The sequence below is a fragment of the Halomonas sp. KM-1 genome, assembly GCF_000246875.1.
GTDB lineage: Bacteria > Pseudomonadota > Gammaproteobacteria > Pseudomonadales > Halomonadaceae > Halomonas > Halomonas aerodenitrificans.
Genome location: NZ_BAEU01000043.1, coordinates 1 through 24,709 on the forward strand (window position 1 = coordinate 1; position 24,709 = coordinate 24,709).

At 64.3% G+C, this 24,709-nt stretch carries 23 protein-coding genes and 1 CRISPR repeat array; of the genes, 9 read left to right on the forward strand and 14 right to left on the reverse strand.

Going from position 1 to position 24,709, the window contains the following annotated elements; genetic code table 11:
- Positions 1-575: direct repeats of the CRISPR family, unit length 32 nt; unit sequence TCGCGGCCCGCACGGGCCGCGCGGATAGAAAC.
- 2,225 nt (positions 576-2,800) lie between these two features.
- The 4 genes from B8115_RS03525 (at position 2,801) to B8115_RS24035 (ending at position 5,721) form a co-directional block, all read left to right on the forward strand.
- Positions 2,801-4,243 (forward strand): DUF2235 domain-containing protein, encoded by a 1,443-nt coding sequence (locus B8115_RS03525; RefSeq protein WP_238539192.1) that lies wholly within the window; start codon positions 2,801-2,803, stop codon positions 4,241-4,243.
- Positions 4,236-4,838 carry a DUF2931 family protein gene (locus tag B8115_RS03530; protein ID WP_010626375.1) on the forward strand — a complete coding sequence of 201 codons (603 nt, stop codon included), beginning with the start codon at positions 4,236-4,238 and terminating at the stop codon, positions 4,836-4,838. Before B8115_RS03525 ends, B8115_RS03530 begins: the two co-directional genes overlap by 8 nt.
- 158 nt (positions 4,839-4,996) lie before the next feature.
- On the forward strand, positions 4,997-5,581 hold the full coding sequence (locus B8115_RS03535) for a DUF2931 family protein (protein ID WP_238539193.1): 585 nt from the start codon (positions 4,997-4,999) through the stop codon (positions 5,579-5,581).
- A 5-nt stretch (positions 5,582-5,586) separates the two neighbouring features.
- Positions 5,587-5,721 carry a hypothetical protein gene (locus B8115_RS24035; RefSeq protein ID WP_274517411.1) on the forward strand — a complete coding sequence of 45 codons (135 nt, stop codon included), beginning with the start codon at positions 5,587-5,589 and terminating at the stop codon, positions 5,719-5,721.
- On the opposite strand, the gene B8115_RS03540 is transcribed toward B8115_RS24035, so the two are convergent.
- A complete protein-coding gene (locus B8115_RS03540; protein WP_010626377.1) occupies positions 5,718-6,734 on the reverse strand; it encodes an aldo/keto reductase in 1,017 nt (338 codons plus the stop codon). The genes B8115_RS24035 and B8115_RS03540 overlap by 4 nt on opposite strands.
- Before the next feature lie 184 nt (positions 6,735-6,918).
- Here B8115_RS03540 and B8115_RS03545 point away from each other — a divergent pair, with 184 nt between their 5' ends.
- Positions 6,919-7,443 carry a cytochrome b gene (locus B8115_RS03545; RefSeq protein WP_010626378.1) on the forward strand — a complete coding sequence of 175 codons (525 nt, stop codon included), beginning with the start codon at positions 6,919-6,921 and terminating at the stop codon, positions 7,441-7,443.
- A 41-nt stretch (positions 7,444-7,484) separates the two neighbouring features.
- Here B8115_RS03545 and B8115_RS03550 read toward each other — a convergent pair whose 3' ends face one another.
- Positions 7,485-7,898, reverse strand: a complete 414-nt coding sequence (locus B8115_RS03550) for a DUF6746 family protein (protein WP_010626379.1) — start codon at positions 7,896-7,898, stop codon at positions 7,485-7,487.
- 188 nt (positions 7,899-8,086) lie between these two features.
- Between B8115_RS03550 and B8115_RS03555 the strand changes: the two genes are divergently transcribed.
- Complete coding sequence (locus B8115_RS03555) at positions 8,087-8,677, forward strand: DUF4202 domain-containing protein (protein WP_010626380.1); 591 nt, start codon at positions 8,087-8,089, stop codon at positions 8,675-8,677.
- Positions 8,678-8,694: 17 nt separating this feature from the next.
- On the opposite strand, the gene B8115_RS03560 is transcribed toward B8115_RS03555, so the two are convergent.
- Positions 8,695-9,069: a DUF6746 family protein gene (locus B8115_RS03560; RefSeq protein ID WP_010626381.1), complete on the reverse strand. Its 375-nt coding sequence runs from the start codon at positions 9,067-9,069 to the stop codon at positions 8,695-8,697.
- 182 nt (positions 9,070-9,251) lie between these two features.
- On the opposite strand from B8115_RS03560, the gene B8115_RS03565 reads away from it, so the two are divergent.
- Positions 9,252-9,527 carry a hypothetical protein gene (locus B8115_RS03565; protein WP_010626382.1) on the forward strand — a complete coding sequence of 92 codons (276 nt, stop codon included), beginning with the start codon at positions 9,252-9,254 and terminating at the stop codon, positions 9,525-9,527.
- On the opposite strand, the gene B8115_RS03570 is transcribed toward B8115_RS03565, so the two are convergent.
- Both B8115_RS03570 and B8115_RS03575 read right to left on the reverse strand, forming a co-directional pair.
- Positions 9,514-10,599, reverse strand: a complete 1,086-nt coding sequence (locus tag B8115_RS03570) for a C45 family peptidase (protein ID WP_010626383.1) — start codon at positions 10,597-10,599, stop codon at positions 9,514-9,516. The two genes, B8115_RS03565 and B8115_RS03570, sit on opposite strands and share 14 nt — an antisense overlap.
- Positions 10,596-11,354: a dienelactone hydrolase family protein gene (locus tag B8115_RS03575; RefSeq protein ID WP_010626384.1), complete on the reverse strand. Its 759-nt coding sequence runs from the start codon at positions 11,352-11,354 to the stop codon at positions 10,596-10,598. Before B8115_RS03575 ends, B8115_RS03570 begins: the two co-directional genes overlap by 4 nt.
- 264 nt (positions 11,355-11,618) lie before the next feature.
- Here B8115_RS03575 and B8115_RS03580 point away from each other — a divergent pair, with 264 nt between their 5' ends.
- Positions 11,619-12,824 (forward strand): ABC transporter substrate-binding protein, encoded by a 1,206-nt coding sequence (locus B8115_RS03580; protein ID WP_026037866.1) that lies wholly within the window; start codon positions 11,619-11,621, stop codon positions 12,822-12,824.
- Between the two features lie 78 nt (positions 12,825-12,902).
- Here B8115_RS03580 and B8115_RS03585 read toward each other — a convergent pair whose 3' ends face one another.
- The 8 genes from B8115_RS03585 to typA all read right to left on the reverse strand — a co-directional run bounded on the left by B8115_RS03585 (position 12,903) and on the right by typA (position 22,571).
- On the reverse strand, positions 12,903-14,216 hold the full coding sequence (locus B8115_RS03585; RefSeq protein ID WP_010626386.1) for a branched-chain amino acid ABC transporter permease: 1,314 nt from the start codon (positions 14,214-14,216) through the stop codon (positions 12,903-12,905).
- Positions 14,216-15,223: a branched-chain amino acid ABC transporter permease gene (locus B8115_RS03590; protein WP_010626387.1), complete on the reverse strand. Its 1,008-nt coding sequence runs from the start codon at positions 15,221-15,223 to the stop codon at positions 14,216-14,218. The genes B8115_RS03585 and B8115_RS03590 overlap by 1 nt, the downstream gene beginning before the upstream one ends.
- Before the next feature lie 28 nt (positions 15,224-15,251).
- The gene (locus tag B8115_RS03595; protein WP_010626388.1) at positions 15,252-15,956 is read right to left on the reverse strand and encodes an ABC transporter ATP-binding protein; all 705 of its coding nucleotides are present in this window, start codon (positions 15,954-15,956) and stop codon (positions 15,252-15,254) included.
- A gap of 114 nt (positions 15,957-16,070) precedes the next feature.
- Entirely contained in the window at positions 16,071-16,841 is a 771-nt protein-coding gene (locus B8115_RS03600) for an ABC transporter ATP-binding protein (RefSeq protein WP_010626389.1), read from the reverse strand.
- Between the two features lie 113 nt (positions 16,842-16,954).
- Complete coding sequence (locus B8115_RS03605) at positions 16,955-18,400, reverse strand: sodium-dependent transporter (RefSeq protein ID WP_010626390.1); 1,446 nt, start codon at positions 18,398-18,400, stop codon at positions 16,955-16,957.
- A gap of 233 nt (positions 18,401-18,633) precedes the next feature.
- Complete coding sequence (locus B8115_RS03610; RefSeq protein ID WP_010626391.1) at positions 18,634-18,960, reverse strand: hypothetical protein; 327 nt, start codon at positions 18,958-18,960, stop codon at positions 18,634-18,636.
- Positions 18,961-18,999: 39 nt separating this feature from the next.
- Positions 19,000-20,538, reverse strand: coding sequence for an amidohydrolase family protein (locus B8115_RS03615; RefSeq protein WP_010626392.1), 1,539 nt, complete (start codon positions 20,536-20,538; stop codon positions 19,000-19,002).
- Between the two features lie 185 nt (positions 20,539-20,723).
- Positions 20,724-22,571 (reverse strand): translational GTPase TypA, encoded by a 1,848-nt coding sequence (gene typA / locus B8115_RS03620; protein ID WP_010626393.1) that lies wholly within the window; start codon positions 22,569-22,571, stop codon positions 20,724-20,726.
- 317 nt (positions 22,572-22,888) lie between these two features.
- On the opposite strand from typA, the gene B8115_RS03625 reads away from it, so the two are divergent.
- A complete protein-coding gene (locus B8115_RS03625) occupies positions 22,889-23,485 on the forward strand; it encodes a hypothetical protein (RefSeq protein WP_010626394.1) in 597 nt (198 codons plus the stop codon).
- Between the two features lie 33 nt (positions 23,486-23,518).
- On the opposite strand, the gene B8115_RS03630 is transcribed toward B8115_RS03625, so the two are convergent.
- A complete protein-coding gene (locus B8115_RS03630; RefSeq protein ID WP_010626395.1) occupies positions 23,519-24,490 on the reverse strand; it encodes a tripartite tricarboxylate transporter substrate binding protein in 972 nt (323 codons plus the stop codon).
- Positions 24,491-24,709 lie beyond the last annotated feature (219 nt).

The following is a 24,709-nucleotide window of genomic DNA, read 5'->3' on the forward strand; positions in this document are numbered from 1 at the left end:
TCGCGGCCCGCACGGGCCGCGCGGATAGAAACCTCAGATCGGTGAGATCGTCGGCGCACCAGGCCACGTCGCGGCCCGCACGGGCCGCGCGGATAGAAACGCAATCAGGGTCACGGCGATCACCTGAGGGATTTGGTCGCGGCCCGCACGGGCCGCGCGGATAGAAACACATCGCAATGACCGGAAACAATCTCAACGTGCATGTCGCGGCCCGCACGGGCCGCGCGGATAGAAACATGTTATCAAACCTCTCTGACGCAATATCAAAAACGTCGCGGCCCGCACGGGCCGCGCGGATAGAAACAGATCACCGTGCCACTGGCGGGGTCTGGTCAGGTGTCGCGGCCCGCACGGGCCGCGCGGATAGAAACTACGTGCCCAGCACCAAGGCATTGGTGGTGATCATCGTCGCGGCCCGCACGGGCCGCGCGGATAGAAACAAGATGTCATATGAGCGGGTCTTGATTTGCTCAAGGTCGCGGCCCGCACGGCCCGCACGGATAGAAACGGCGACGGCAACAACTGGCAAGGCCAGATCCCGTGTCGCGGCCCGCACGGGCTGCGTGGATAGAAACGAGGATATACCGGGTGAATGGATGGGCTTGCCTGACGTTGCGGCCCGTACAGGTAGAAACATGGCCTATACAGGTAGAAACATGGCCTATGTCGGTCAAGCGAACGAAGCACACGGCAGCCGCGGCCCGCACGGGTCGCGTGGATAGAAACGGGACCATCGACCCGAACGTCGTCGGCGGCGTGGTCGCGGCTCGCACGGGCCGCGCGGATAGAAACTCGACCAGCACCGTGTCGGGCTTGAGGTTGAACAGGTCGCGGCCCGCACGGGTCGCGCGGATAGAAACAAAGTTTACGGCTCCACCATGACAGGCGAAATTACAAGTCGCGGTCCCCACGGGCCGCGCGGATAGCAACTCCTTGTCGGTGGCGTTGCGCGGGTACTTGCCCACGTCGCGGGCCGCGCGGATAGAAACTCGCTCATGGGGTGGTCACTCCTGGGTGAACTCGTCGCGGCCCGCACGGGCCGTGCGGATAGAAACTCGTAGTAAGCGGCCTCGACAAGAGGGTGTCCTTGTCGTGTCCTACATGGGCCGCATGGATAGAAACAGCTCGACAACGAGGCGTCCGGTGCTGGTGTGCTGTCGTGGCTCTCATGGGCCGCGCGGATAGCAACAGGTCGAAGTGCTTGGCGCCTCGGTGATGGCACATATGGCAGCTCGCACGGGCCGCGCGGATAGAAACTACCGCGTAGTTAACCCGAAGGCGCTGTAGTTTAGGTCGCGGCCCGCACGGGCCGCGCGGGTAGAAACATCCCCTACCCTGCCTATCTCGAGAAGGCGGGAAAAGTCGCGGCTCGCACGGGCTGCGCGGGTAGAAACCCCCTGTACCGGGGCCGTGGCTATGACGGCCAGGTCGTCGCGGCCCGCACGGGCCGTGTGGGTAGAAACTTCGTCAATCGCGTGACGATCCGCACCTCATGCGTGTCGCGGCCCGCATGGGCCGCGCGGATAGAAAAGCGGAGACAGTGCTGCGTCTGGCTCAGGGCACAACATCGCGGCTCGCATGGGTCGCGCGGATAGAAACATGCACGTTGCTGGCGTCGATTGGGAGCGCATCAAAGCGTCGCGGCCCGCACGGATAGAAACGGCAACTATGCCCAGGTTAATACCGCGCCATACGCGTCACGGCCCACACGGGTCGCGTGGATAGATACAGCCACTTCTTGGCATCGGCTGCGGTGATGCCGTGTCGCGGCTCGCACGGGCTGCACGGATAGAAACTTGATGGCGCGCATCATCTCGGCCAGCATCGAACCGTCGCGGCCCGCACGGGCCGCGCGGATAGAAACATCTCCCATGTGGGCCTCGAGGACGCGATCTGCCGGTCGCGGCTCGAACGGGTCGCGCGGGTAGAAACGACATCGCCGGGCCCTGCTACGAGATGCGCGGACGTCTCGGCCCGCACGGGCCGCGCGGATAGAAACGAGACCGACACCGGTGACACGTACGTGCTGCGCCGTCTCGGCCCGCACGGGCCGCGCGGATAGAAACGACTACCTGGCCAAGGGCTACGGCCGCCGCGTTGGTCGCGGCTCGCACGGGTCGCGCGGATAGAAACTTCAGATCGCCCGTGGCCTGGGAGATGGCCGCGTCGTTGCGGCCCGCACGGATAGAAACCGGGGTTACTCCGTCGAAGGTGTGAAGGCGGTGCTGGTCGCTGTCCGTCTGGGTCGCGCGGATAGAAACTCGATCAAGGCCAGCCAGGACCGCAAACCGGCGTTCGTCGCGGCCTGCATGGGCCGCGCGGATAGAAACTCCCGGAGAATATGTGATGAGGTAGTCGGTGGAGTGTCGCGGCCCGCACGGGTCGCGCGGATAGAAACTCGGCGTCCACTAGCGCCGTCATCGCCGGGCTGTGTCGCGGCCCGCGCGGACCGCTCGGATAGAAACTGGAAGTCCTCCCGCGCCTGGAACCCGGCCTCTTCGTCGCGGCCCGCATGGGCCACGTGGGTAGAAACAATCGCTTCGGTATGAAGCTGGTTGAGGCAAATGTGTAGTGGCACGCACGTATTGCCTGATGGGAACTACAGCAAAGCGAACAGAGTGCAGTACCTAGCCTAATTGTCAGAGATTGCATACGGCCTTTGTAGGAAATGTGCCATTTCGCTGCTTGCTCAAATCGATAAGCTATATGGCGCCTCTCCGGCGCTGGGCCAACTTGCTTGGACGCGCTATTACAAAAAGCCCCACGCGCAGCGTGGAGCCTGAAAAAGGAAAAGGATGCCATGAAAACCCGGCTGGACGAACGCTTCGACCCCGATCCTTTGGACCCCTGGGAGGAGGAGCGCTTACGACAAGCCGAGCGCCCCGTGTCGTCCCGCTCCGCTTCACGGCCAGCGGATGACCGGACACCACCCCAAGAGTACCGGCCTGAACCGCCTATCCCCGATACCCCGGAGAAACCACGCACGCTGCAAATCGGTGTGTTCTTCGATGGCACCGGCAACAACATGCACAACGACCGGCAACTGCCCGACCGCGATATCACCAATGTGGCCAAGCTGCATGACTTGTATCCGAACGATGCGGCTAACGGCTATTACCCTATCTATATCCAAGGTGTGGGCACAATTGCCGGTCGGGAGAGCGAAGATGGCTTCGTGGCTCCCGAGAACGCCATCGGCATGGGCACCGGGGTCGGGCCGGAGGGTGGCCATGCGCGTATCGAACAGGCGCTGACCGAGGTCCGCCAGATCCTAGAGGCCAACCCCCGCGATTCGCTGGTCACCTTCGATGTATTTGGCTTCAGCCGCGGTGCGGCTCTGGCCAGGCACTTCGTCAATTTGATCCATCGCTGGCCGGAAACTCTACTGGTACCGGACTTTCGCCTCGTCAGGTCAATGTATCAACCACCGCTGCGCCGCATTCTGGCCTTTCCACCCAGGCCCATTCCTTTCCCGCAGGTTCGCTTCGTCGGGCTGTTCGATACCGTGGGCAGCTTCTACCGGCCCGGTACCGACAGTAACCTCGATTTCGACCTTTACATCGCCTCGGGTAGTGCCGCCCGCGTGGTGCAGCTCACCGCCCATCACGAGATCCGCCGTAACTTCCCGCTCAACAGCATCGCCGATGCCCAGGGCAACCACCCCGGCAACTTCGCCGAGATTGCGCTTCCAGGTGTACACGCCGATATCGGCGGTGGCTATGAGAACCCCAATCTCGATCTGGGCTTTGCCAACCATGAGGAGCTGATCGTGCGCCGCCGTGCTGGGCTGGGGGCCAATGGGGAGACGATTCGCCGGGCTCAGGCGGAGGCGCAGGCGAGAGGACTCGACATTCGCGTGGATGGCAGGGATGTACTCGAGATCGAACGCCGTGCCACGCGCAAGGAGCTGGCCATCTACGCCCTGCATCAGATGTACGAAGAGACGAAGCGAGCCTGGGTGCCTCTCGATGAACTTCGGGATGACGCAGACCATACCATTCCCACCGAGCTGCAAACTCTGATCGACGAGTGGTGGCAAAACGGCAGCCGGCGCGGGCGCCAGTGGATGCTGGACATGTCGCATGAACACTTTGCCGGTTACATCCATACGTCTCACCGCCAGCATCCTTACAGTCTGAGGGACCGCTTCGCCCACGCCCCGGAGCCCAGCGGTGTGCGCCGGGTGTTCCCTAACGTGTCGCTGCACTCCTACCTGCCGACACAGGAGCCGCAGAATGCCTAGGTCATGGACGACTCGTCTGCGGCCTGTGCTGCTACTGTTGCTGCTATTATTGACCGCTGCCTGCGAGGCGGAACCTCGACGCTATGATTTTGCCGTACAGCCGGTTGGTGGGCCTACAGGTTGGCCCATCTGGGTGGAGGAGCTGACCTTTGACCATTCCTGGAGCGCACGTGCGGGCAACATCAGCTCCGGTTTCGAGTACAGGCCACCCCGGGCAGGGGGGGTGAATGTACTGGCCCATCCTATGCCCGCTCCTTCCTCGGTGCAGGCGCGCTGGTTCTCCTACCGTACCCAGACCTTCTACGAGATCGACCTGGCATTGCCTGATACGGATGCTCTACTGCAGCAGTGGTATCGGGATTTCCCCCCGTCCCAATACCGCCACTACCTGGTAGCTGGCTTCTCCGGCAAGGGGGAGGTCATGGTCTGGTGGCGCGCCAGTTGCAAAGTCTGCGGCCGTGATCGCAGCCAGGATTTCCATGCGCCAATCGTGGAGTCGGCATGGGCCGAGGAGGTGGTGGGCGATCCGGCAACCTTTCGCAGTCAGACTCAGAGACGAATCGATGATGGGATCATTCCCTCGCCTTGGGAATGACATGACTCTCGCGTCGAAGCCATCCAATGCCTCGCTTATCACCCACTCTCATGAGAGTCTGGCCCACGCCCCGGAGCCCAGCGGTGTACGCCGGGTCCTCCCTAATGTGTCGCTGCACTCCTACCTGCCGACACAGGAGCCGCAGCATGCCTAAGTGGATGGCATGCCTACGCCACGGGCTGCTGCTATCACTGTTGCTATTGACTGCCGCCTGCGAGGCGGAACCTCGACGCTATGATTTTGCCGTACAGCCGGTTGGTGGGCCTACAGGTTGGCCCATCTGGGTGGAGGAGCTGACCTTTGACCATTCTTGGAGCGCACGTGCGGGCAACATCAGCTCCGGTTTCGAGTACAGGCCACCCCGGGCAGGGGGGGTGAATGTACTGGCCCATCCTATGCCCGCTCCTTCCTCGGTGCAGGCGCGCTGGTTCTCCTACCGTACCCAGGCCTTCTACGAGATCGATCTGGCACTGCCGGATACGGATGCTCTACTGCAGCAGTGGTATCGGGATTTCCCCCCGTCCCAATACCGCCACTACCTGGTAGCTGGCTTCTCCGGCAAGGGGGAGGCCATGGTCTGGTGGCGCGCCAGCTGCAAAGTCTGCGGCCGTGATCGCAGTCGGGATTTTCATTCCCCAATCGTGGAGTCGGCGTGGGCTGAGGAGGTAGAGGGAAATCCTGACTGGTATCGTGAGCATATCCAAGAGTACGTCAATGAAGGCGTATTCCCCTCTCCGTGGTGAAGGATATGGCTACGTTTCTAGCCTCCTACAGCCTGAGGGATCGCTTCGCCCACGCCCCGGAGCCCAGCGGTATGCGCCGGGTGTTCCCTAACGTGTCGCTGCACTCCTACCTGCCGACACAGGAGCCGCAGAATGCCTAAGTGCTGGCATGGCTACCCCCAAACTCCTCCGTATCGATCTCCTTCTGCAGCGCTTCGCTGTAGCGGGCGCCGGCGACCTGGCCCGGTGTCAGCAGGGCGGTGAGTCGTTCCAGGGTAGTGGCGTCCAGGCGCAGGCTTTCCGCCGCGAGGTTTTCACGCATGTGCGCGATGGAGCGGCTGCCGGGAATGGGGATCACGTCGTCGCCCTGAGCGGTGAGCCAGGCGAGGGCGAGCTGGCCGGTGGGGACTTCCTGTTCGCTGGCGATGGCCTGGAGCTTTTCCAGCTGGCGCAGGTTGCGTGGCAGGTTGTCGGCGCTGAAGCGCGGCATGCCGTGGCGCACGTCGTTTTCGGTGAGCTGGCTGGCATCGGTCACGGCGCCGGCCAGAAAGCCGCGGCCCAGCGGGCTGAAGGCGACGAGTGCGGTGTTGGCTTCGCGACAGGCATCGAGTAAGGCGATTTCGGGGTTGCGGGTCCACAGCGAGTATTCGGATTGCACGGCGGCAATGGGGTGCTCGGTTCTGGCGCGGCGCAGGGTGGCGGCGGAGATTTCCGAGAGTCCGATGGCGCGAATCTTGCCCTCTTCCACCAGTCGCGCCAGGGCGCCGACGCTCTCTTCGATGGGGACCTGGCGGTCCAGCCGGTGCAGGTAGTAGAGGTCAAGGTGGTCGGTACGCAGGCGCTCGAGGCTTGCTTCGCACTGGCGGCGCAGCGTCTCGGGGCGGCCGTCGATCACTTTCTTGCCCAGTGCCGGGTCCATGGCCATGCCGCACTTGCTGGCCAGCAGTATCTCGTTGCGCTTGCTCGCCAGCGCCTTGCCCACTACCTGCTCGTTGGCGGTGGCGCCGTAGAGGGTGGCGGTGTCGAAGTGGCGATAGCCCATCTCGAAGGCTTCTTCGAGGGCGCGTATCGCGTCGGCTTCGGGCACCGGGCTGCCGTAGCCGTGGGAGAGGTTCATGCAGCCCAGGCCGATGGTGGGAGAGGCCACTTCTTTCAGGCGAGAGAAGATCGACATGCTGGCTCCGCGTCAGGGGTCGGGCCTTCATCATGCCGAGCGCAGCACAGGATGCGCAAGCCAAGCATTCCATCCCAAGCGAGCAGCCCTTTCGCATTGTTCACAGGGTTTCCTCATTCTGTCGTTATCGTTGGGTTTTCAGGCGTAACGAACCCGCTTCCTGATCCGTGATAAGGAATGAGTCATGAGCCCTGCAGGGAACGCCCACTATGGGCGCGTGAATCGTTATTTGCACTGGGGTATGGCGCTGCTGCTGGCCTGGCAATTCACCACCACCAGCGTTCGGGTGCTGTTGGGCGACAGCGCACTGGACGAGCTGCTGTGGCCGACCCATCGGTCCACAGGCTTCCTGCTGATGGTGCTGGTGGTGGTGCGAGTACTCTGGGCGCTGGCGAGCCGGGCGAGCCAGCCGCCGGCAGTGAGCAGGGCAGCGCGCCTGGGGCACCTGGCACTCTACGGTTTGATGCTGGTGGTGCCGACCCTGGCGCTGCTGCGGCAGTACGGTTCGGGTCGCGCCTTCGAACCATTCGGCATTCCGCTGATGTCGGGCTTCGAGGGCGAGCGTATCGAGTGGATGGTGGCTGCGGGCAGCCTGCTGCACGGTGAGCTGGGCTGGCTGCTGCTGGCGCTGATCGTCGGCCATGTGGCAATGGTGTTCTGGCACCGCCGCCAGGGGCAGGATGTGTTGGGCCGCATGCTGGTGCGCTAGGAACGGTAGCCCGGCGACGCTCCGCCGGGCGTTGGCCTGGCTTATTGCATCAGCGTCTTGATCCGTTCCAGGTACTCCTGCCCGTTCTCGCGGATACGCTCCTGCTCACGGGCATCGGCGCCCGAGCGTACTTCCTGCACGTGTTCGCGCATGATGCCGAGCTCTTCGTCGATCTTGGTCAGCGCGTTTTCCATGGTCTCGGTGAGCTGCTGAATGATGGCCATGTCGCCTTCGGTGAGCTCATTTTTGCTGAGCAGGACTTCGAGCAGGTCGTTGCGGAGTTCCAGGGCGTCGACGGCCTGTTTGAGGGTGTCGATGGGCTGGCCTTGGGCCTGTTCCAGCTGTTCGACGAGTTCTTCTTCCTGCATCTGATCTTGTTCCTGGGTCTCTTCCTGGGCTTGGGCAACGCCCAGGGGCAGCAGGGCGAGTAGAAGGGCCACGGTAAGGTGTTTCATCTGCATACCTTCGTCTGTTAAGAAGTATTTTGAATGCTAGTTAATGCCGCATCGCTCAACAAGGCGAAGCGATGCGGCATCTTGTCCTGGCTCGTCATGGGGCGGGTGGTTCTTGTTCATGCTCCGGCTCGTTAGCTGCCCACCGGGTGCGGTATCCTGTGACTACAACGATTTACGAGGAATGCCCCATGACTGAGCCAACCCCCTTTCAGCGCGCGCTGACCGAGCTGGATGCCCTGCATGCGCAGGATCCGCGTCAGGTAGAGGTGGAGGGCGAGACGCTGCCGCTGGAGCTGTGGCATGCGGGGCGCATGAGCGCCTGGCTCGCGCGCGTGGTCGAAGCGCCCAGCGAGCTGGTGCAGCTCGCCGTGCGCTCGCAGCATCTGCAGCGCTGGGAGGTGCCGCGCAGCGAGTATCCCGAGGGGCGTGTGGGCTATCTGACCTGGCGCCGCGATCAGGGCAAGCGCGCCGGTGAAACCACCGCACGGGTGATGGAAGCGGCGGGCTATTCGGCTGAAGAGGCCGCCGAGGTGTCACGGATGATCCGCAAGCAGGGCCTGGGCCGCGATCCGGGCACCCAGGCGGTGGAAGACTGTGCTTGCCTGGTGTTTCTCGAGAACTACTTCGCCGACTTTTCCAAGCAGGTGGAGCATGACCACCTGGTGCGCATCGTGCAGATGACCTGGAAGAAGATGTCGCCCAAGGCTCATGAGCTGGCGCTGACGCTACCCATGAGTGCGGAAACGCGAGCGGTGGTGGAAGAGGCGCTGGCCGGCTAGGTTGGTGGGGGAGCCGTTCAGGGCACCAGCGTCTGGGCGGCCTCGAGGTAGGCGGCACCGTTGCTCTGCACGCGTTCGAAGTCGCCCGTCTCCGAGCCCTGGTGCACTTCCTCCAGGGTATGCGCCATGGCTTCCACTTCCTCCTGAATCTTCTCCAGCGCGTTCTCCAGGGTGTAGGTCAGCTCGTGCACGGTGCCGAGATCGGTGATGGCCAGCTCGTCCTGGGCCAGCAGTTCGGCCAGGCGCTGGTTGTATTCGGAGAAGTTGGCCACGGCCTGGGCCAGGGTGTCGGCGGGCTCGCCCTTGAAGTGGGCGGGGGCTGAGTCGGCAACGGCGGTGGCGCTCATCAGACTGACGAGCAGGGCGGGCAGAAGGGCGGATAGGGCTTTCATGGTGACGCTTCCTTATGAGAATGAGAACTCTTGCTTTTTACCAGGCCGACTGAGGCTGAACAAGCATGTGCTCCAATGAGAATGATTTTTCTTGTCGGTAATTGACAGAGGTCAGAGGAGCGGCTAGATTTCCGATAGTTAATGATAATTGTTATCATTAATGGCGCTAACGGAGGTCGCCAATGTCGTACTTCACACCTACCGCCATCCGTGGGGCCACGCCTGCCCTTCAGATCTGTGGTGCCACATCGTGCTCGGTGCGCCTGGCCCGCGAGTACCCGCGCCAGGACACTACACTCTCTCAAGAGGAGTTCGAGTTGCTGCAGCTCCATCGGGAAGAGGCCCGGCACGAGCTGTTCCGGCGCTCGTTCATGCTCACCTCCGAGCGCTACCTGAAAGGGGAGCTGCTCGAGCCTGGCCTGGGTGACGAGGGGCTGGGGCGCTTCAGCTCAGAGTGACGCTCAGACTGTCATCGCTTTCGCAGGGTTTGCCGTGGCGCACAGTCAGGCGGCGCTCGCTCAGATTCATCACTACCGAGAAGAGGGTTTCCATGCGCTCTTCGGCGGGCTGGTCGGGATTGAAGTGACGACAGATCGACAGCGGCGCGCCCTGATGGTCGCTGAGCACGTCGAACAGGCGCGCTTCGTCGAGGGGAGCGTTCGACGGCAGCTCGTCGTGCAGCAGCGCGTCGAGGCGGCACAGCCGCGGCTGTGAGTCGACCCGGGGATAGTCCTGCACCGGGCAGGGGGTGTTGTCGGCGTAGAGATGGTTGGTGTGGGTGACGATGCCGCTGCGCGGCGCGATTCGCCCCGGCTCGCCGGGCTGAACCTCGAGCCCCACGGCCTGGCCCCCTTCGTTGCCGACCTGAGCGCTGGCGAGCAGGAAGTGGGCGGGCGAGCAGACCCGGTCGTGAGTGGCCACGGCAAGGGCGCTCTCCATGTCTTCGCTCTCCAGGATCTTGCGCAGGGCGATATGGATCGGCAACCCGCTGCCGCAGGTCTGCGAGCGAATGGCGTTGAGGCATACGCCGATGCCCCGCTCGTTCATCCCCACTTTGCCTACCATGCCGGCCTCGCCGATGCTAATCAGCGCTGGCTTGCCATCGCCGTGCACGTGCAGGGCGACCACGTTGTCGAGCTGGTCGCTGCGCCAGTCCCAGTTCTGTGCCAGCCACTGTTGCCCGTGGCGCTGCAGGGAGAAGGCCGAGCAGCCGCCGCTGGCCTGGGTCAGGGCGATTTCGCTGCGGCAGTTGAGCGTCAGGATGTCGAGGAAGTCGACGCCTGCGCCCCAGGCGATGCCGTTCATCTCTTCGAGAATGGCGGGAAAGCCCTGGGCGATTTGCGCCTCGAAGTGGCAGGCCCGGTCGCGGGCCTCTTCCCAGCGAATGCCGACGAAGTCGTGAAACAGCTGCCCGTAGACGTCGATACCGCGCTGGATCAGCTGGCGGTGAATGCGGCCGTGCTGGGCGCCGATCTCGTGATGGCTGCCGCTCAGCTCGGTCAGCGGCAGGGGGCGGAATCGCCGGGTCATAGCACCTCCTCTAACAGGCTCAGAAAGGCTGCCCAGGACTTCTCGTCGGCGCGCTGCTGGTAGCGTTCGTCGCCGAACACGGTGAAGCCGTGGGGAGCGCCGGAGTAGATCTGGATCTCGTAGGTGGCCTCGATGGCCTCGAGCTCTTCGACCAGCCCGCTGACGTCTTCCATGGTGACGCTGGTGTCGGCGCCGCCGTGGGCGATCAGCAGCGGCGGCACCTCTTCGGGCCACTCCTGGCCGTCCGGTGTGGCCACGCCGCCGTGGAAGCTGGTGTAGCCAGCCACGTCGTCGGCCTCGCCCGAACGGGCGATCTCCAGCGCCACGGCCCCACCGAAGCAGTAGCCCATGATGACGACGCTCTCCGCGGCGCCCTGTTCGCGTGCCTCGGCCAGGCCGGCCAGGGTCAGCTCGCGCATGCGCTCGCGGTCGGAGTAGAGCGCGCGGGTGGCTTCCTGGCGGGCGTCGAGGGTCTCGGGGCGATTGCCCTGGCCGAACAGGTCCACGGCGAAGGCGTCATAGCCCTGCTCGGCCAGCATGTCGGCGCGCTGACGTTCGTAGTCGTCCAGCCCGTTCCAGTCGTGAACGATCAGTACCGTGCCGCTGGCCTCTCCGCTGGCGGCGGCGTAGTAGCCTTCGAAGGTTTCGTCGCCTACTTCGTAGACGATGTCGTTGCCGGCGGGAGTGAAGGCGTGAGCGCCGGTGGCCAGGCCGAGCGATACCAGCAGCGCAAGGGGTGGGAGAGCGGAGCGCATGGGTGCCTCCTGTCGGATGGCATGACGGGTCAATCAGTATAGGCGAAGGCCGGCGGCGGCGTTTCTTGCAGGTCGCGCCCGACGTTTGTGCCGAAACGGGATTGTTAATCTCCGATAGGGAGTTGGCGTTGTAGTTCCGGGCTAGATCGTTGGTATGGGGGGCTTGTGTTTTGCCTCATAGGCTTCCAGATTTAGGGTGTGTGTCTGTCCTTGGTAACCAGACGTAATAAACCAGACGTTAAAACCAGAGTGAGAAGAACAACCATGAAGAAAAGCGTTCTAGCGATGGCGATCGCAGCCACCAGCGTAGCATTCGTTGGCGCGGCGCAGGCGGAAGTGAAGATCGGCTTCATCGGCGGCTTTACCGGCCCCATCGAGAGCCTGACGCCGCCGATCTATGACGGCGCGCGGCTGGCGGTTCAGCAGATCAATGAGCAGGGCGGCATTCTTGGCGGACAGACGCTGGTCATGCCCAGCGCCGACACCACCTGTAGCGACGCCTCGGCGGCTTCCAACGCGGCCGACCGCATGGTCAACACCGAGAACGTCACGGCCATCGTCGGTGCGCTGTGTACCGGTGCCACCGTGGCAGCGGCCAACAGTGCCGCCATTCCCGGTGGGGTGGTGATGGTGTCGCCGGCTTCCACCGCACCGGCGGTTACCGAGCTCGACGACAACGACCTGGTGTTCCGTACCGTACCTTCGGACTCCTATCAGGGTGAGATCCTGGCCAAGCTGATGCTCGACAAGGGCTTCGATGAGGTGGCGGTCACCTACGTCAACAACGACTACGGTCGTGGCCTGGCGGATGCCTTCACCGAAGCCTTCGAGGCGGGTGGCGGCCTGGTGGCCGAGAACGTGGCCCATGAGGATGGCCGCGCCGACTACCGCTCCGAGCTGGGCTCGCTCTCCGCCAGCGGTGCCGAAACCCTGGTGGTGCTGGCCTACGCCGACGGCTCGGGCCAGACCATTCTGCGTCAGGCCTATGAGGGCGGCATGTTCACCCAGTATGCCGGCGCCGATGGCATGGTGGGCTCGTCGCTGGTCGAGGCGGTGGGTGCCGACGTGCTCGAAGGCATGATCGCTACCCGTCCGGGCAGCCCCGAACTGCCGGGCACCGAGATCTTCGCCGAGGCTGCCCAGGCAGCCGGCCTCGACCCCACCGCGGTGTTCGCGGCCCAGGCCTACGATGCCGCCTTCCTGCTGGCACTGGCCATCGAGCAGAACGGCAGCGCCGAGCGTGAAGGCCTCTCCCAGGCCCTGCGCAGCGTCTCCTCCGCTCCGGGCGAAGTGATCCTGCCGGGCGAGTGGGAAAAGGCCGTCGAGCTGATCGCCGCAGGCGAAGAGATCAACTACGAAGGCGCTTCCGGTAGCCATGAGTTCGACGAGAACGGCGACGTACCGGGCGTAGTGGTCGAGATGGTGGTAGAGGACGGCGCCTTCGTCAGCAAGGGCCTGGTCGACCTCTAAGCATCGCTTCGGTCTGACCGCAAACTGAAAGGCCTCGGCATTTGCCGAGGCCTTTCTTATTGGACGTTGGTTTCCTCTCTACCCGTGGTGTTTCACTTTTTCGGGTAGTAATCCATTCGGAGCGAAGCGCAGCACCAGGGTGATCAGCAGGCCGATCACGAATACCCGCGCCTGCAGTGCGCGGCTGTCGAGGTTGCCCGGCGGCTGCCAGCCGAACCAGCCCTCGCCGATGCTCACCGCACCCTGCATCAGGAACAGTGCCAGCGGCTCGGACATCAGCCAGATGATGTACACCGCCACGGCGCCGAAGATGGTGCCCAGGTTGTTGCCCGGGCCGCCCAGGATGACCATCACCAGCACCAGGAAGGTGTGGTTCAGCGGCAGGTAGCCGTTGGGGTCGAACAGGCTGTTGAACGAGGCCAGCGCCCCACCACCAATGCCCATCAGGATGCAGCCCAGCACGAAGATCTCCAGGCGGCGCTTGTTGATGTCCTTGCCCATCGCCGAGGCGGAGATCTCGTTGTCGCGAATGGCCCGGATCATGCGGCCCCAGGGGGCGTGATAGGCGCGGTGTAACAGGAAGAAGATCACCGCGATCATCGCTGCTGTGACCGAGAGGTATAACGCCCGGGCCAGGGTGAAGCCCAGCTCGCTGGGCCCCGGGGTGGGCCAGGGCAGCGGCGATACCGTGGCGGTGCCGCGGGTCAGCCAGTCGGAGTTCTTGAGGAAGGCCTTGATGATCTCGGCGATGCCGAGGGTGGCGATGGCCAGGTAGTCGCTGCGCAGGCCCAGGCAGATATGGCCGATGAAGTAGCCCACGGCCCCGGCCAGGGCGCCGCCGAAGATCCAGCCGGTCCAGGCGGGCAGGCCGAAGCCGCCGATGAAGCCGGCGCGGGACTGGATCTCGCCGGTCACGCTGCGCAGCATGCTGATCACCACCAGATAGAGCACCACGGCCAGCACGATGGCGATGACGGTGCGCAGCTTCTTCGGCACCCCGATGCGGTCGAGCTTGGTGGCGCCGTACACCACCACCGCTGCGGCCGCGCCGTAGAGCAGTACCCGGCCCAGCTCGCCGGGCAGCTCGGTGCCCCAGAAGGCGTTGTTGACCGGCACGCTGAAGAGCATGGCGGAGAAGCCGCCCAGGGCGACGAAGCCCATCACACCGGCGTTGAACTGACCGGCATAGCCCCACTGGATGGTCAGACCCAGGGCCAGGATGGCGTAGCAGGAGGCTTCCACCAGCATGCGCGTGCTGTAGGCGGTGCCCATCACCATATAGATGCCAAGGATCACCGCCAGCAGGGCGCCGAACAGGACGATTTCACGCAGCGGGAAGCGCGACGGCGCGACAACGGTGTCTTCCCGGCGTTCGGTACGTTGAGCGTTCATCAGATCACCTTACCCTTGAAGATGCCGGTGGGGCGCCACACCAGGATCGCCACCAGGATGAAGAAGGGCACCACGATCTTGTATTCGGTGCCGACGAAGGCGAGGTTGCGCGGGATCTCGATCCACTCGGGGAACAGGTGCGCGATGGGGCGCAGCAGCACCGCCCAGTTGAACACCGCCAGGGTCTCGGCGAAGCCCACCACGAAACCGCCGGCGATGGCGCCGTAGGGGTGGCCGACGCCGCCGACGATGGCCGCGGCGAAGATCGGCAGCAGCAGGAAGAAGCTCAGGTCGGGCTTGAAGGTCACGTCTAGCGACAGCAGGGTACCGGCAATGGCCGCCAGGCTGCCGGCGATCACCCAGGTCACCGAGACGATGTAGTTGGTGTTGATGCCTGAGGCCCGCGCCAGGTCCGGGTTGTCGGACATGGCACGCATGGCCTTGCCCAGCCGCGTGCGGTTGAGGAACACGTGCAGCCCCACCACACAGGCGATGGTCAGGATGAACAGGATGATCTGCGGCTCGGTGACGATGATCGGCCGGGTGGCCAGCTCGAACGGCACGTCGAGCCGGTAGATCTCCTTGCGCTCGCCGGCCATGTACATGTTCTGGGCGCTGGTGCCGGCGAACAGGCGAATCAGCCCCTGCAGCATCAGGGTCACGCCCAGCGAGCCGATGACGATGACGATGGGCTTGACCCCATGGGCCCGCAGCGGCTTGTAGAACGCCTTGTCGATACCCACGGCCAGCGCGGCGGTGAGAATCATCGCCAGCGGCAGCATGACGATGGGAGTGGGAAGACCCACCACGCCGCCCACGCCGGGGAAGGCCAGGGTCAGCAGCAGTACCATGAAGGCGCCGAAGGTCATCATGTCGGCATGGGCGAAGTGGGCGAAGCGCATGATGCTGAAGATCAGCGTCACGCCGATGGCGCCGATGGCGTAGATCGAGCCGGTCACGCTGCCGGCAATGATCACGTTGTTGATGAAGAATACCAGTTCGTTCACGACTTACTCTCCAGTACGGGCTCCGGGCTCAACCGCCCAGGAAGCTCTTGGCCACTTCCGGGTCGGCGAGCAGGGCGGCGCCGGTGTCGGTGAAGCGGTTCTTGCCGGCCGCCAGGACGAAGCCCTTGTCGGCGATGGCCAGGGCCTGTTTGGCGTTCTGCTCTACCATGAGGATGCCGACGCCGGCAGCGTTGATCTCCTTCACGCGCTCGAAGATCTCGTTCATGTAGAGCGGTGAGAGGCCGGCGGTGGGCTCGTCGAGCAGCAGCACCTCGGGCTCGGCCATCAGTGCGCGGCCCATGGCGACCATCTGGCGCTGGCCGCCGGAGAGCTCGCCGGCGGGCTGGTGGCGCTTGTCGTAGAGCGGAGGAAAGAAGTCGTAGACCTGCTTGAGCATCCGTTTGACGTTGTTCGGCTTGAGAAAAGCGCCCATCTCCAGGTTCTCTTTCACCGTGAGACTGGGGAAGACGTTCTTCTCCTGGGGCACGAAGCCCATGCCCCGCTGCACCAGCTTGTTGGGCGGCAGGTTGTGGATCGGTTCGCCGCGCAGCAGGATCTCGCCCTGGCTGACGGTGAGCAGGCCGAAGATGGCCTTGAGCATGGTCGATTTGCCGGCGCCGTTGGGGCCGACGATCACACCGACCTCGTCGGCCTCGATCGACATGTCCACCCCGTTGAGGATGTTCATGCCGCCGTAGCCGCCGTGCACGTCGCGTGCTTCGAGTAATGGCATCGTGGAGTCTCTGCGCTATCGTTACTGTTCTTCTTGTGGCTGTTCCGAGACCGTGGGCAGGCGTGGCCTCGCCCTCAGACCGCGGTAGAACCCCTCAGGCCGCGGTGGAGCCCCTCAGGCCGCGGTAGAACCAAAGTAGGCCTCGATCACCTGAGGATTGTTCTGAATCTCTTCGATGGTGCCTTCCACCATCACGCTGCCCTGGGCCAGCACGATCACCGGATCGCACAGGCGCGCGATCATGTCCATGTCGTGCTCGATGACCAGGAAGGTGTAGCCCATCTCGCGGTTGAGCCGTTCGATGTTCTCCACCAGGTCGCCCAGCAGGGTGCGGTTGACCCCGGCGGCGATCTCGTCGAGCAGTACCACGCGGGCGTCGGTCATCATGGTGCGGCCCAGCTCGAGCAGCTTCTTCTGGCCGCCGGAGAGGTTGCCGGCCAGCTCGTTGCGCACGTGGTGCAGGCCGATGAAGTCGATCACCTCGAGGGCCTTGCGCCGAACCTCGGCTTCCTGCTGGCGCACCAGACCCGGCTTGAGCCAGGCGCTGAACAGGCTCTCCCCGGCCTGCTTGGGCGGCACCATCATGAGATTCTCCAGCGCGGTCATGTGGGAGAACTCATGGGCGATCTGGAAGGTGCGCAGCAGGCCTTTGTGGAACAGCTCGTTGGCGGGGCGGTTGGTGATGTCCTCGCCGTCGAGCAGGATCTGGCCGCTGTCCAGCGGCAGGGCACCGGCGATGATGTTGAACAGGGTCGATTTGCCGGCGCCGTTGGGGCCGATCAGGCCGGTGATGGAGCCCTTCTCGACCTGGATCGAGCAGTCGTTGATGACCTTCAGGCCGCCGAAGGCCTTGTAGACGTGTCGGACGTCGATGATGGATGGCATGTTGGTTCCTGCACTTTTATATCTTTGTTATGCACCCAGCCCCTGCGCATGGCGCGAGGCCGGGTGGCGTATATCGAGCCGCCGCTCTTGGCGGCGACGGTTTTCTCGTGCTGCTACTGTTGCTGACTGTTTTCGGCCAGGAAGGTGCGACCGGCGGCAAAGGCGCCGACGATGACCAGGGCACCGACGGTGGGTACCAGATAGCCTTCCACCTGCGGAATGGTGCGCAGGAAGACGAAGGCGACCGCAGCGGGTGCCACGAAGCGTACCAGGAAGCGCCATACATGGAACCAGGTTTCGCTGGTGCGCATCTCCTTCATCACTTCGGAGTGGGTCAGCGCCCAGCCGGCGAACAGCGCGATCAGCAGGCCGCCCAGCGGCATGAAGATGTTGGTCAGCAGTTCGATGAAGTCGAAGGCGCTGCGGCCGAACAAAGTGTGGAAGGGGCTGGCCTCGGCCCACATGTTGAAGCTCATCACCGTCAGCAGGCCCAGCGCCCAGCTGGCTACCACCATGGCGAACACCGCCTGGGGACGGGTGAGGTCGAAGCGCTCGACGAGGAAGGCGGCCACCGGCTCGATCAATGAGATCGAGGAGCTGATGGCCGCCCCCAGCACCAGGATGAAGAACACGCCGCCGATCAGCGCGCCGAAGGGCATCTCGGCGAAGGCCAGCGGTAGGGTGACGAACATCAGCCCCGGGCCGGCACCAGCGTCGAGGCCTGCGCCGAACACCAGTGAGAAGATCGCCAGACCCGCCACCATGGCCACCGCGGTATCGACGAAGGCCACGGCGAAGGCGGTGCGGCTGAGTGAAGCCTCACTGGACATGTAGGCGCCGTAGGCCATGATCGCGCCCATGCCGAGACTCAGGGTGAAGAACGACTGGCCCATGGCCTGCAGCCAGCCTTCCAGGCTCAGGTCGGCCAGATTGAAAGTGAACAGGAAGCTTGCCGCCGCGCCGAAGTCGCCGTTGGCGATGCCGTAGCCCAGCACCACCAGCAGGATCACGAACAGCGCCGGCATCATGATGCGCAGGCCGCTTTCGATACCCCTGTGGATGCCCAGGCCGACGATCAGCCCCGAGGCGATGATGAACAGGGTGTGATAGAGCGTGAGCAGGCCCGGCGAGGCCAGCAGCGCATCGAAGCCGGCGCCGATGGTGGCGGCGTCGGCGCCGACCAGCGAGCCGGTGAGCATCTGCCAAGTGTAGTGAATGGCCCAGCCGGCGATCACCGAATAGAAGCTCAGGATCAGAAAGGCGGCCGCGGCACCCAGCCAGCCGATCGACTCCCAGGCGCGGGAGGTCTTGTGGGTGCGGATCAGAAAGCGCATGCCCATGATCGGGCTTCTGCGGCTGGCGCGCCCGAGCATGGTTTCGGCGATCAGGATCGGAATGCCGACGGCGAAGATGGTCAGGGCGTAGATCAGAATGAAGGCGCCGCCACCGTTCTCGCCGGTCAGGTAGGGAAAGCGCCAGAGATTGCCGAGCCCCACCGCCGAACCGACTGCGGCCAGCAGAAAGGTGCCCTTGTGTGTCCAGACGTTGTGCGTACTCATGGTGTTTCCGAAATCCGTCTTGTGGCCTTGTGAGCCCGCGATATCGCTACCTTGGGCCGAGTGGGTGGGGCCTGTCGGTGAGCGCGTACACTGTGCGACAGAACCCGTTTCGTGGCCAGTGGTGAATCGTTAAGGATACGTTGGACGCGGCAGATGACGGGGCCGTGCGATCATGAGAGCCCGTGTGATCATGAGAGCCCGTGTGATCATGAAAGCCCGTGTGATCATGAACGTCACTGGGGCTCCTCGTCCTGCTTGTCGATATCACCCGGTCGCGGCTCGAAGGCGCGGCATTCGTCCGCCAGCCTCACCGTGTCGCCCAGGGCCAGCTTGCCGATGAGCTTGCGCCGTTTGCCGCTGTACGGCTCGACCAGCGCCACCACTTCGCCGATGCTGGTGCCGTCGACGTAGGCCTCGACCTTCACCCTTACCACCAGGCCCTGATAGCGGGCCGAGAGAATGTCGCCCGGCCCCGGGTCGGAGTGACCGGCCGGGTTTTTCTCGAAGTGGCGCATGACGCTGTCGGCGCCGGGGTCGTCCCATTTCACGTGGCGATGCATGGTTCGCTTCTCCTTTCTTGTCGCGGCTCGGCGTTGCCCTCAGTCGAACAGACGGCGGTCGACGCCGGCGGCCTCGAACAGATAGTCGCGCGAGGCGGTGAGCTCGTCGCGCAGGCGGGGAAGGTCCGCCCCCTGCAACTGGCCGCGCCACTTGCGGATGCGACCGCCGACCAGCACCGTCTCGACGTTGCTGCGCTCCATCAAGGTGACCACGGCGCCCGGCACGTTGTTCAGCGGTGCCACGTTGATCGCCTCGGCGTCCAGCAGCAGAATGTCCGCCTCCTTGCCCGGCGTCAGCGAGCCCACCCGCTGCTCCAGCTTCAGCCCCTTGGCGCCGCCCATGGTCGCATAGCGGATCACCTCTCGTGACGTCAGCAGTGCCGGCCGCTCCTCTTCTCCCTGCAGCGCCAGCTCGTTGACGAACATCCGCTGCAGCGTCAGCGTCGAGCGCATCTGGGTGAAGAAATCGGCCGTCATGGTGCACTCCACGTCGCTGGAAAGCGAGGGCAAAATGCCCAGTTCCGACGTTTTCATCAGCGGTGGCGTGCCGTGGCGCATGGTCATCTCGATGGGCACCGCCAGCGACACGTGGGCGCCGGCATCGCGCACCGCCTGCCAGGCCATGTCGCTCATGCCGGTCATGTGGATCAGGATGTGGTTCTCGGCGAGCTGGCCGCTTGCCGCCAGCTCGTCGAAGGTCTCGGCCATGCCGAGGCTGCCGACCACGTGATACGCCAGCGGCAGTTCCAGCTCACGGGCCAGCGCCCAGGCGGTCTCGTGGTCGGGCAGGTAGATCTCGCCGCCCATCACCATGGTCATCAGGCCGTCGGCGGAGAGCCCCTCGCCGGTGGCGAAGTACTGCTCGCGAATGCGCCTGGCGTCCTGCGGGTATCGGGTGTGCTCACCCTGGCCCTCGAAGTAGCCGAACACGCTGCGCCGGACGGAGTCGTGCAAGCCTTCCAAGGCGGCATCGGAGTGCTCGGGGCTGTGGTGGATCTGGCTGGTGTCCATCACCGTGGTCACCCCGGCGTCGAGCTGGCTGAGTGAGCCGAACAGCACGTTGATGTAGACATCCTCGGGGCGGTACACCGGGGTCAGCTTGCCGAGGATGTGATCCATGTAGTTGGGCGAGCCTTCCGGCGTGCCGTCGTCGAACATGATGCCGTCGGCCAGGAAGCTGCGCAGGGCCGTCTCGAACAGATGATGGTGGGTGTCGACGAAGCCCGGCATGACGATGCGTCCGCGGGCGTCGATCACCTCGGCGTCGTCGGCCTCGAGTTGGGCACCGACGGCGACGATGCGGCTGCCTTCTATCAGCACGTCGCCGCCTTCGAAGTCTCCGACGCTTTCATCCATGGAGAGCACGTGGCCGCCGCGGATCAGCACGCGCCGCCCGGCCTCGCCGCTATGTGCCGGCATCTCGCTGCGGGTTTCGTCGCTGGGGGAGGCGACGCTGGGGGAGGCGTTGGCGGAGGCGAGCAGGCCGCCACCGGCCATGGCACCGGCCCCCGCTGCCAGGGTGCTCTTGAGGAACTCGCGACGTGTCGCGCCGGCGCGCGCTTTGCACAGCTTGCACATGGTGTTTTCTTGCCTCCCTGGCAGTTGCGGTCAGCTTCAAGCTAGGTTCTGGGAGCGCGAAATGCCAAGAATCGGGCAGCTGCAAGAGTGCGGCAGGGTGTGCGGACAGGGTGTGCGGACAGAGTGCGCGGGCGAAAAAAAACCGGCGCCAGAAGCTGGCGCCGGTTCGTGTCCGCAGGAGCGGTTTACTTCTTCGCGCGCTTGCGCTCGTGCTCCTTGAGGAACTTCTTGCGCAGGCGGATGTGGTTGGGGGTGATCTCCACCAGCTCGTCGTCGTCGAGGAACTCGATGGCCTGCTCCAGGCTAAACTTCACCGGCGGGGTCAGCACGATGTTCTCGTCGTTGCCCGAGGCACGCATGTTGTCGAGCTTCTTGCCCTTGGTGGGGTTCACCACCAGGTCGTTGGCGCGGTTGTGAATACCCACCAGCATGCCTTCATAGACCTCGGTGCCGTGGTCTATGATCAGCTTGCCGCGCTCCTGCAGGGCGTACAGCGCGTAGGCCAGCGCCTTGCCGTCGACCATCGAGACCAGCACGCCGTTGCGCCGTTCGATGGCGGCGTCGGGCTTGAGCGGGCCGTAGTGGTCGAAGCGGCTGGTGAGGATGCCGGTGCCCGAGGTCAGGGTCAGGAACTGGCCACGGAAGCCGATCAGCCCGCGTGCGGGGATGATGAAGTCCAGGCGCACACGGCCCTTGCCGTCGGGGTTCATGTTGGTCAGCTCGCCCTTGCGGTAGCCGAGCTCTTCCATGATCGAGCCCTGGTGCTGCTCCTCGCAGTCGATGATCACCTCTTCGTACGGCTCCTGCTTGACGCCGTCGATCTCCTTGAGGATGACCTCGGGGCGGCCCACTGCCAGCTCGAAGCCTTCGCGACGCATGGTCTCGATCAGCACCGAGAGGTGCAGCTCGCCGCGGCCGGAAACCTTGAACTTCTCCGGGCTTTCACCCTGCTCCACGCGCAGCGCCACGTTGTGGATCAGCTCCTGCTCGAGGCGATCCTTGATGTTGCGGCTGGTGACGTACTTGCCGTCGCGACCGGCGAAGGGCGAGTCGTTGACCTGGAAGGTCATGGAGACGGTGGGCTCGTCCACCGACAGCGGCGGCAGCGCCTCGACGGCGGCCGGGTCGCACAGGGTGTCGGAGATGGAGAGCTCGTCGATACCGGTGATGCAGACGATGTCGCCGGCGGTGGCGAGCTCGGTCTGCACCCGCTCCAGACCCAAGTGGGTCATCACCTGGCCGACCTTGCCCTTGCGGGTGTTGCCGTCGGTGTCGACCACCACGATCTGCTGGTTGGGCTTGACCGAGCCGCGCTTGATGCGGCCAAGGCCGATGACACCCACGTAGCTGGAGTAGTCCAGCGCAGAGATCTGCATCTGGAATGGGCCGTCGAGCTCTACCGCGGGCGGTTCGACGATGTCGACGATGGCCTGGAACATGGGCGACATATCTTCGGCCAGGGAGTCCGGGTCCATGCCGGCGATGCCGTTGAGTGCCGAGCAGTAGACGATCGGGAAGTCGAGCTGTTCGTCGGTGGCGCCGAGGTTGTCGAACAGATCGAAAATCTGGTCGATGACCCAGTCGGGACGCGCACCGGGACGGTCGATCTTGTTGACCACCACGATCGGCTTGAGGCCCTGGGCGAAGGCCTTCTGGGTCACGAAGCGGGTCTGCGGCATGGGGCCGTCGACGGCGTCGACCAGCAGCAGCACCGAGTCCACCATCGACATCACGCGCTCCACCTCGCCGCCGAAGTCGGCGTGTCCGGGGGTGTCGACGATGTTGATGTGGAAGTCACGGCCGTTGCCGTCCTGCCAGCGAATCGCGGTGTTCTTGGCCAGGATGGTGATGCCGCGTTCCTTCTCCTGGTCGTTGGAATCCATGATCCGCTCCTGCCCCTCGGCCTTGCGGTCGAGCGTGCCGGACTGGCTCAGCAGCTTGTCGACCAGCGTGGTCTTGCCGTGGTCGACGTGGGCGATGATGGCAATATTGCGCAAACTCTCGATGCGAGAGGGGGTTACAGCTGTGTTCATAAGGTGTGACTCATCAACGGGGGCGCACCTATGACCACATTGAAAGTGAGGTCCCCTAGGCGCTGGGTAGGGAGTGGAGGCGCATTGTACAGATAAGAAGGGATGGGGAATAGCACTACCCGGCGATATGACCGTCGTCAGCCCGCCGCACCGCCCTGTCCCATGCATTCTGCTTTGTCCCGATCATGTTCTCTAGCGGCGACGTCTGGGCAGGCTCTGGAAAACACGCTGGGAAAATTCAGTAGCGGCCTTACTGGATACCTTTCTACACTCAACTAAACAAACGGTAACTCATGTATCCCTGCGGAGCCCGGGCGATGCCGACTTACAGTGCCATTCTCGATGCTCGTACAGCAGGAGCGCAGCTGCCACGCAATCTGATGGCTTTCGATCGGGTTACCGGCAATTGGAAAAATGCCCATGAGCTGCTGCTGGTGGACGATACCGGCGACCGGCGCTTGCCGGACCTGGCTCGACGGCATCGAGCGACATTGCTGCCGTGCACCGCATCCACACAGGGCGCTCGACTCAACGCTGCCGTCGATGCCAGCCATGGAGAGCTGCTGCTGTTTCCCGGCCAGGTCGATCGCCGGCTGGTCGAGTGGCTGAGCGACTGGCTACCGGAGGTGGAAGCGGAAAGAACCTGGGATGTGGCGGTGCTGCCGGTGCATCGCCAAGGGCGGCTGTTGCGCTGGTGGAGCTGGACGCAGCGGGCCACTGCGGGGGATACCTTCTGGGTGGCGCGGGGCTGGTTCGAGCTCATCGGCGGCTTCGATCCGCAGTTGGACAGTGATGCCCCCGCCGACCTGCTCGCCCGGCTGCGCGCCTGCGGCGCGCGCATCTGGCTGGCGAGCGATGATACGGCCAGGCACAAGGCACAGTGCCCACCGCAAGGTGGGCACTGTCGGGGCTAGGCTAACAGCCTAGCCGGACATGAGCAGCGAGGCTCAGTCGTCCTCGGGCACGCCACCCATGCGCTCGAGCAGTTCACGATAGTTTTCCGACTGGGCGTAGAGCAGTTCGGTGGCTTCCTCTTCGCCGCGGAAGTGCACCGGCATCAGAATGCGCTCTTCGGTGATCTCGATGAAGCGCTCGTCCTGGGTGGCGGCTTCCAGCGCTTCGGCCAGACGCTCCACGTGAGCATCGGGGGTATTCTTCGGCACTACCACCACGCGGAAGTCGGAGGTGTCGATGTCATACCCGGCTTCCATCACGGTGGGGGCATCGGGGAAGGCGAACAGGCGCTCGCCGTCCATGCTCAGCAGCACCGGCATCTCGCCGGTCTCGGCATAGCCGGAGTGGGTGCCGCCGCTGTAGCCGAAGTCGACGTCACCGGAGAGGATCAGCGGCGCCATGCCGCCGCCACCGGAGGTGGGCACGATGCGCAGGTCCAGCCCCTCCTGCTCCATGATGTACTCGATTACCAGCCGGTCCAGAGCGTGTTGAGTGGCATAGCTGGTGCCCGGGTTCTCACGGGCATACTCCACCAGGTCTTCCCAGCTGTCGCCGAAGGGACGGTTCTCGCCGGTGACGATGGCATGCTGCACGGTGGTGATGCTGGCGACGTAGCGGAAGTCGTCCAGGGTGAAGTCGGTATCGTGGGCATGGGGCGCGAAGGTAAGGGTGCCGTTGGTGCCGGCATAAACGAAGGTATGCCCCTCGTCCTGATTGTTCATCAGGCGCGTCAGCGATACGGCCCCGCCGGCGCCGGGCTGGTTGACCACGTTGACCGGCTGGCCGAGGTTCTCCTCCAGCACGTTGGCCAGCACGCGGGCTTGGATGTCGGTGGAACCGCCAGCGGCGAAGCCCACCACCAGGGTCAGCGGCTTGGTCGGGAAGTCGTCGGCCTGAGCCATGCCGGCTGCGCCGAAGGCCATGGAGGCGGCAAGTACCGCGGTGCCGATCGTTGTCATTTTCATGCTTGTACCCTCTTTATTGTCGTGCGCCCTCGATACGAGCAGCGCTGAGTTGTCAGGCGCGGGCAGTATGTTCCCTGCCGTTGCCTGAAGTGCCGCCGCCCCCGGGGTGGCCGGGAGCGTAGTGCGAAACCCTGACTCCTGGCTCAGCCGTTCGACGCCTTGAGGCGCTTCTGTCGCCACTGGCGATAGCCGCTCCAGCCCAGGTGCAGCGCCATCAGT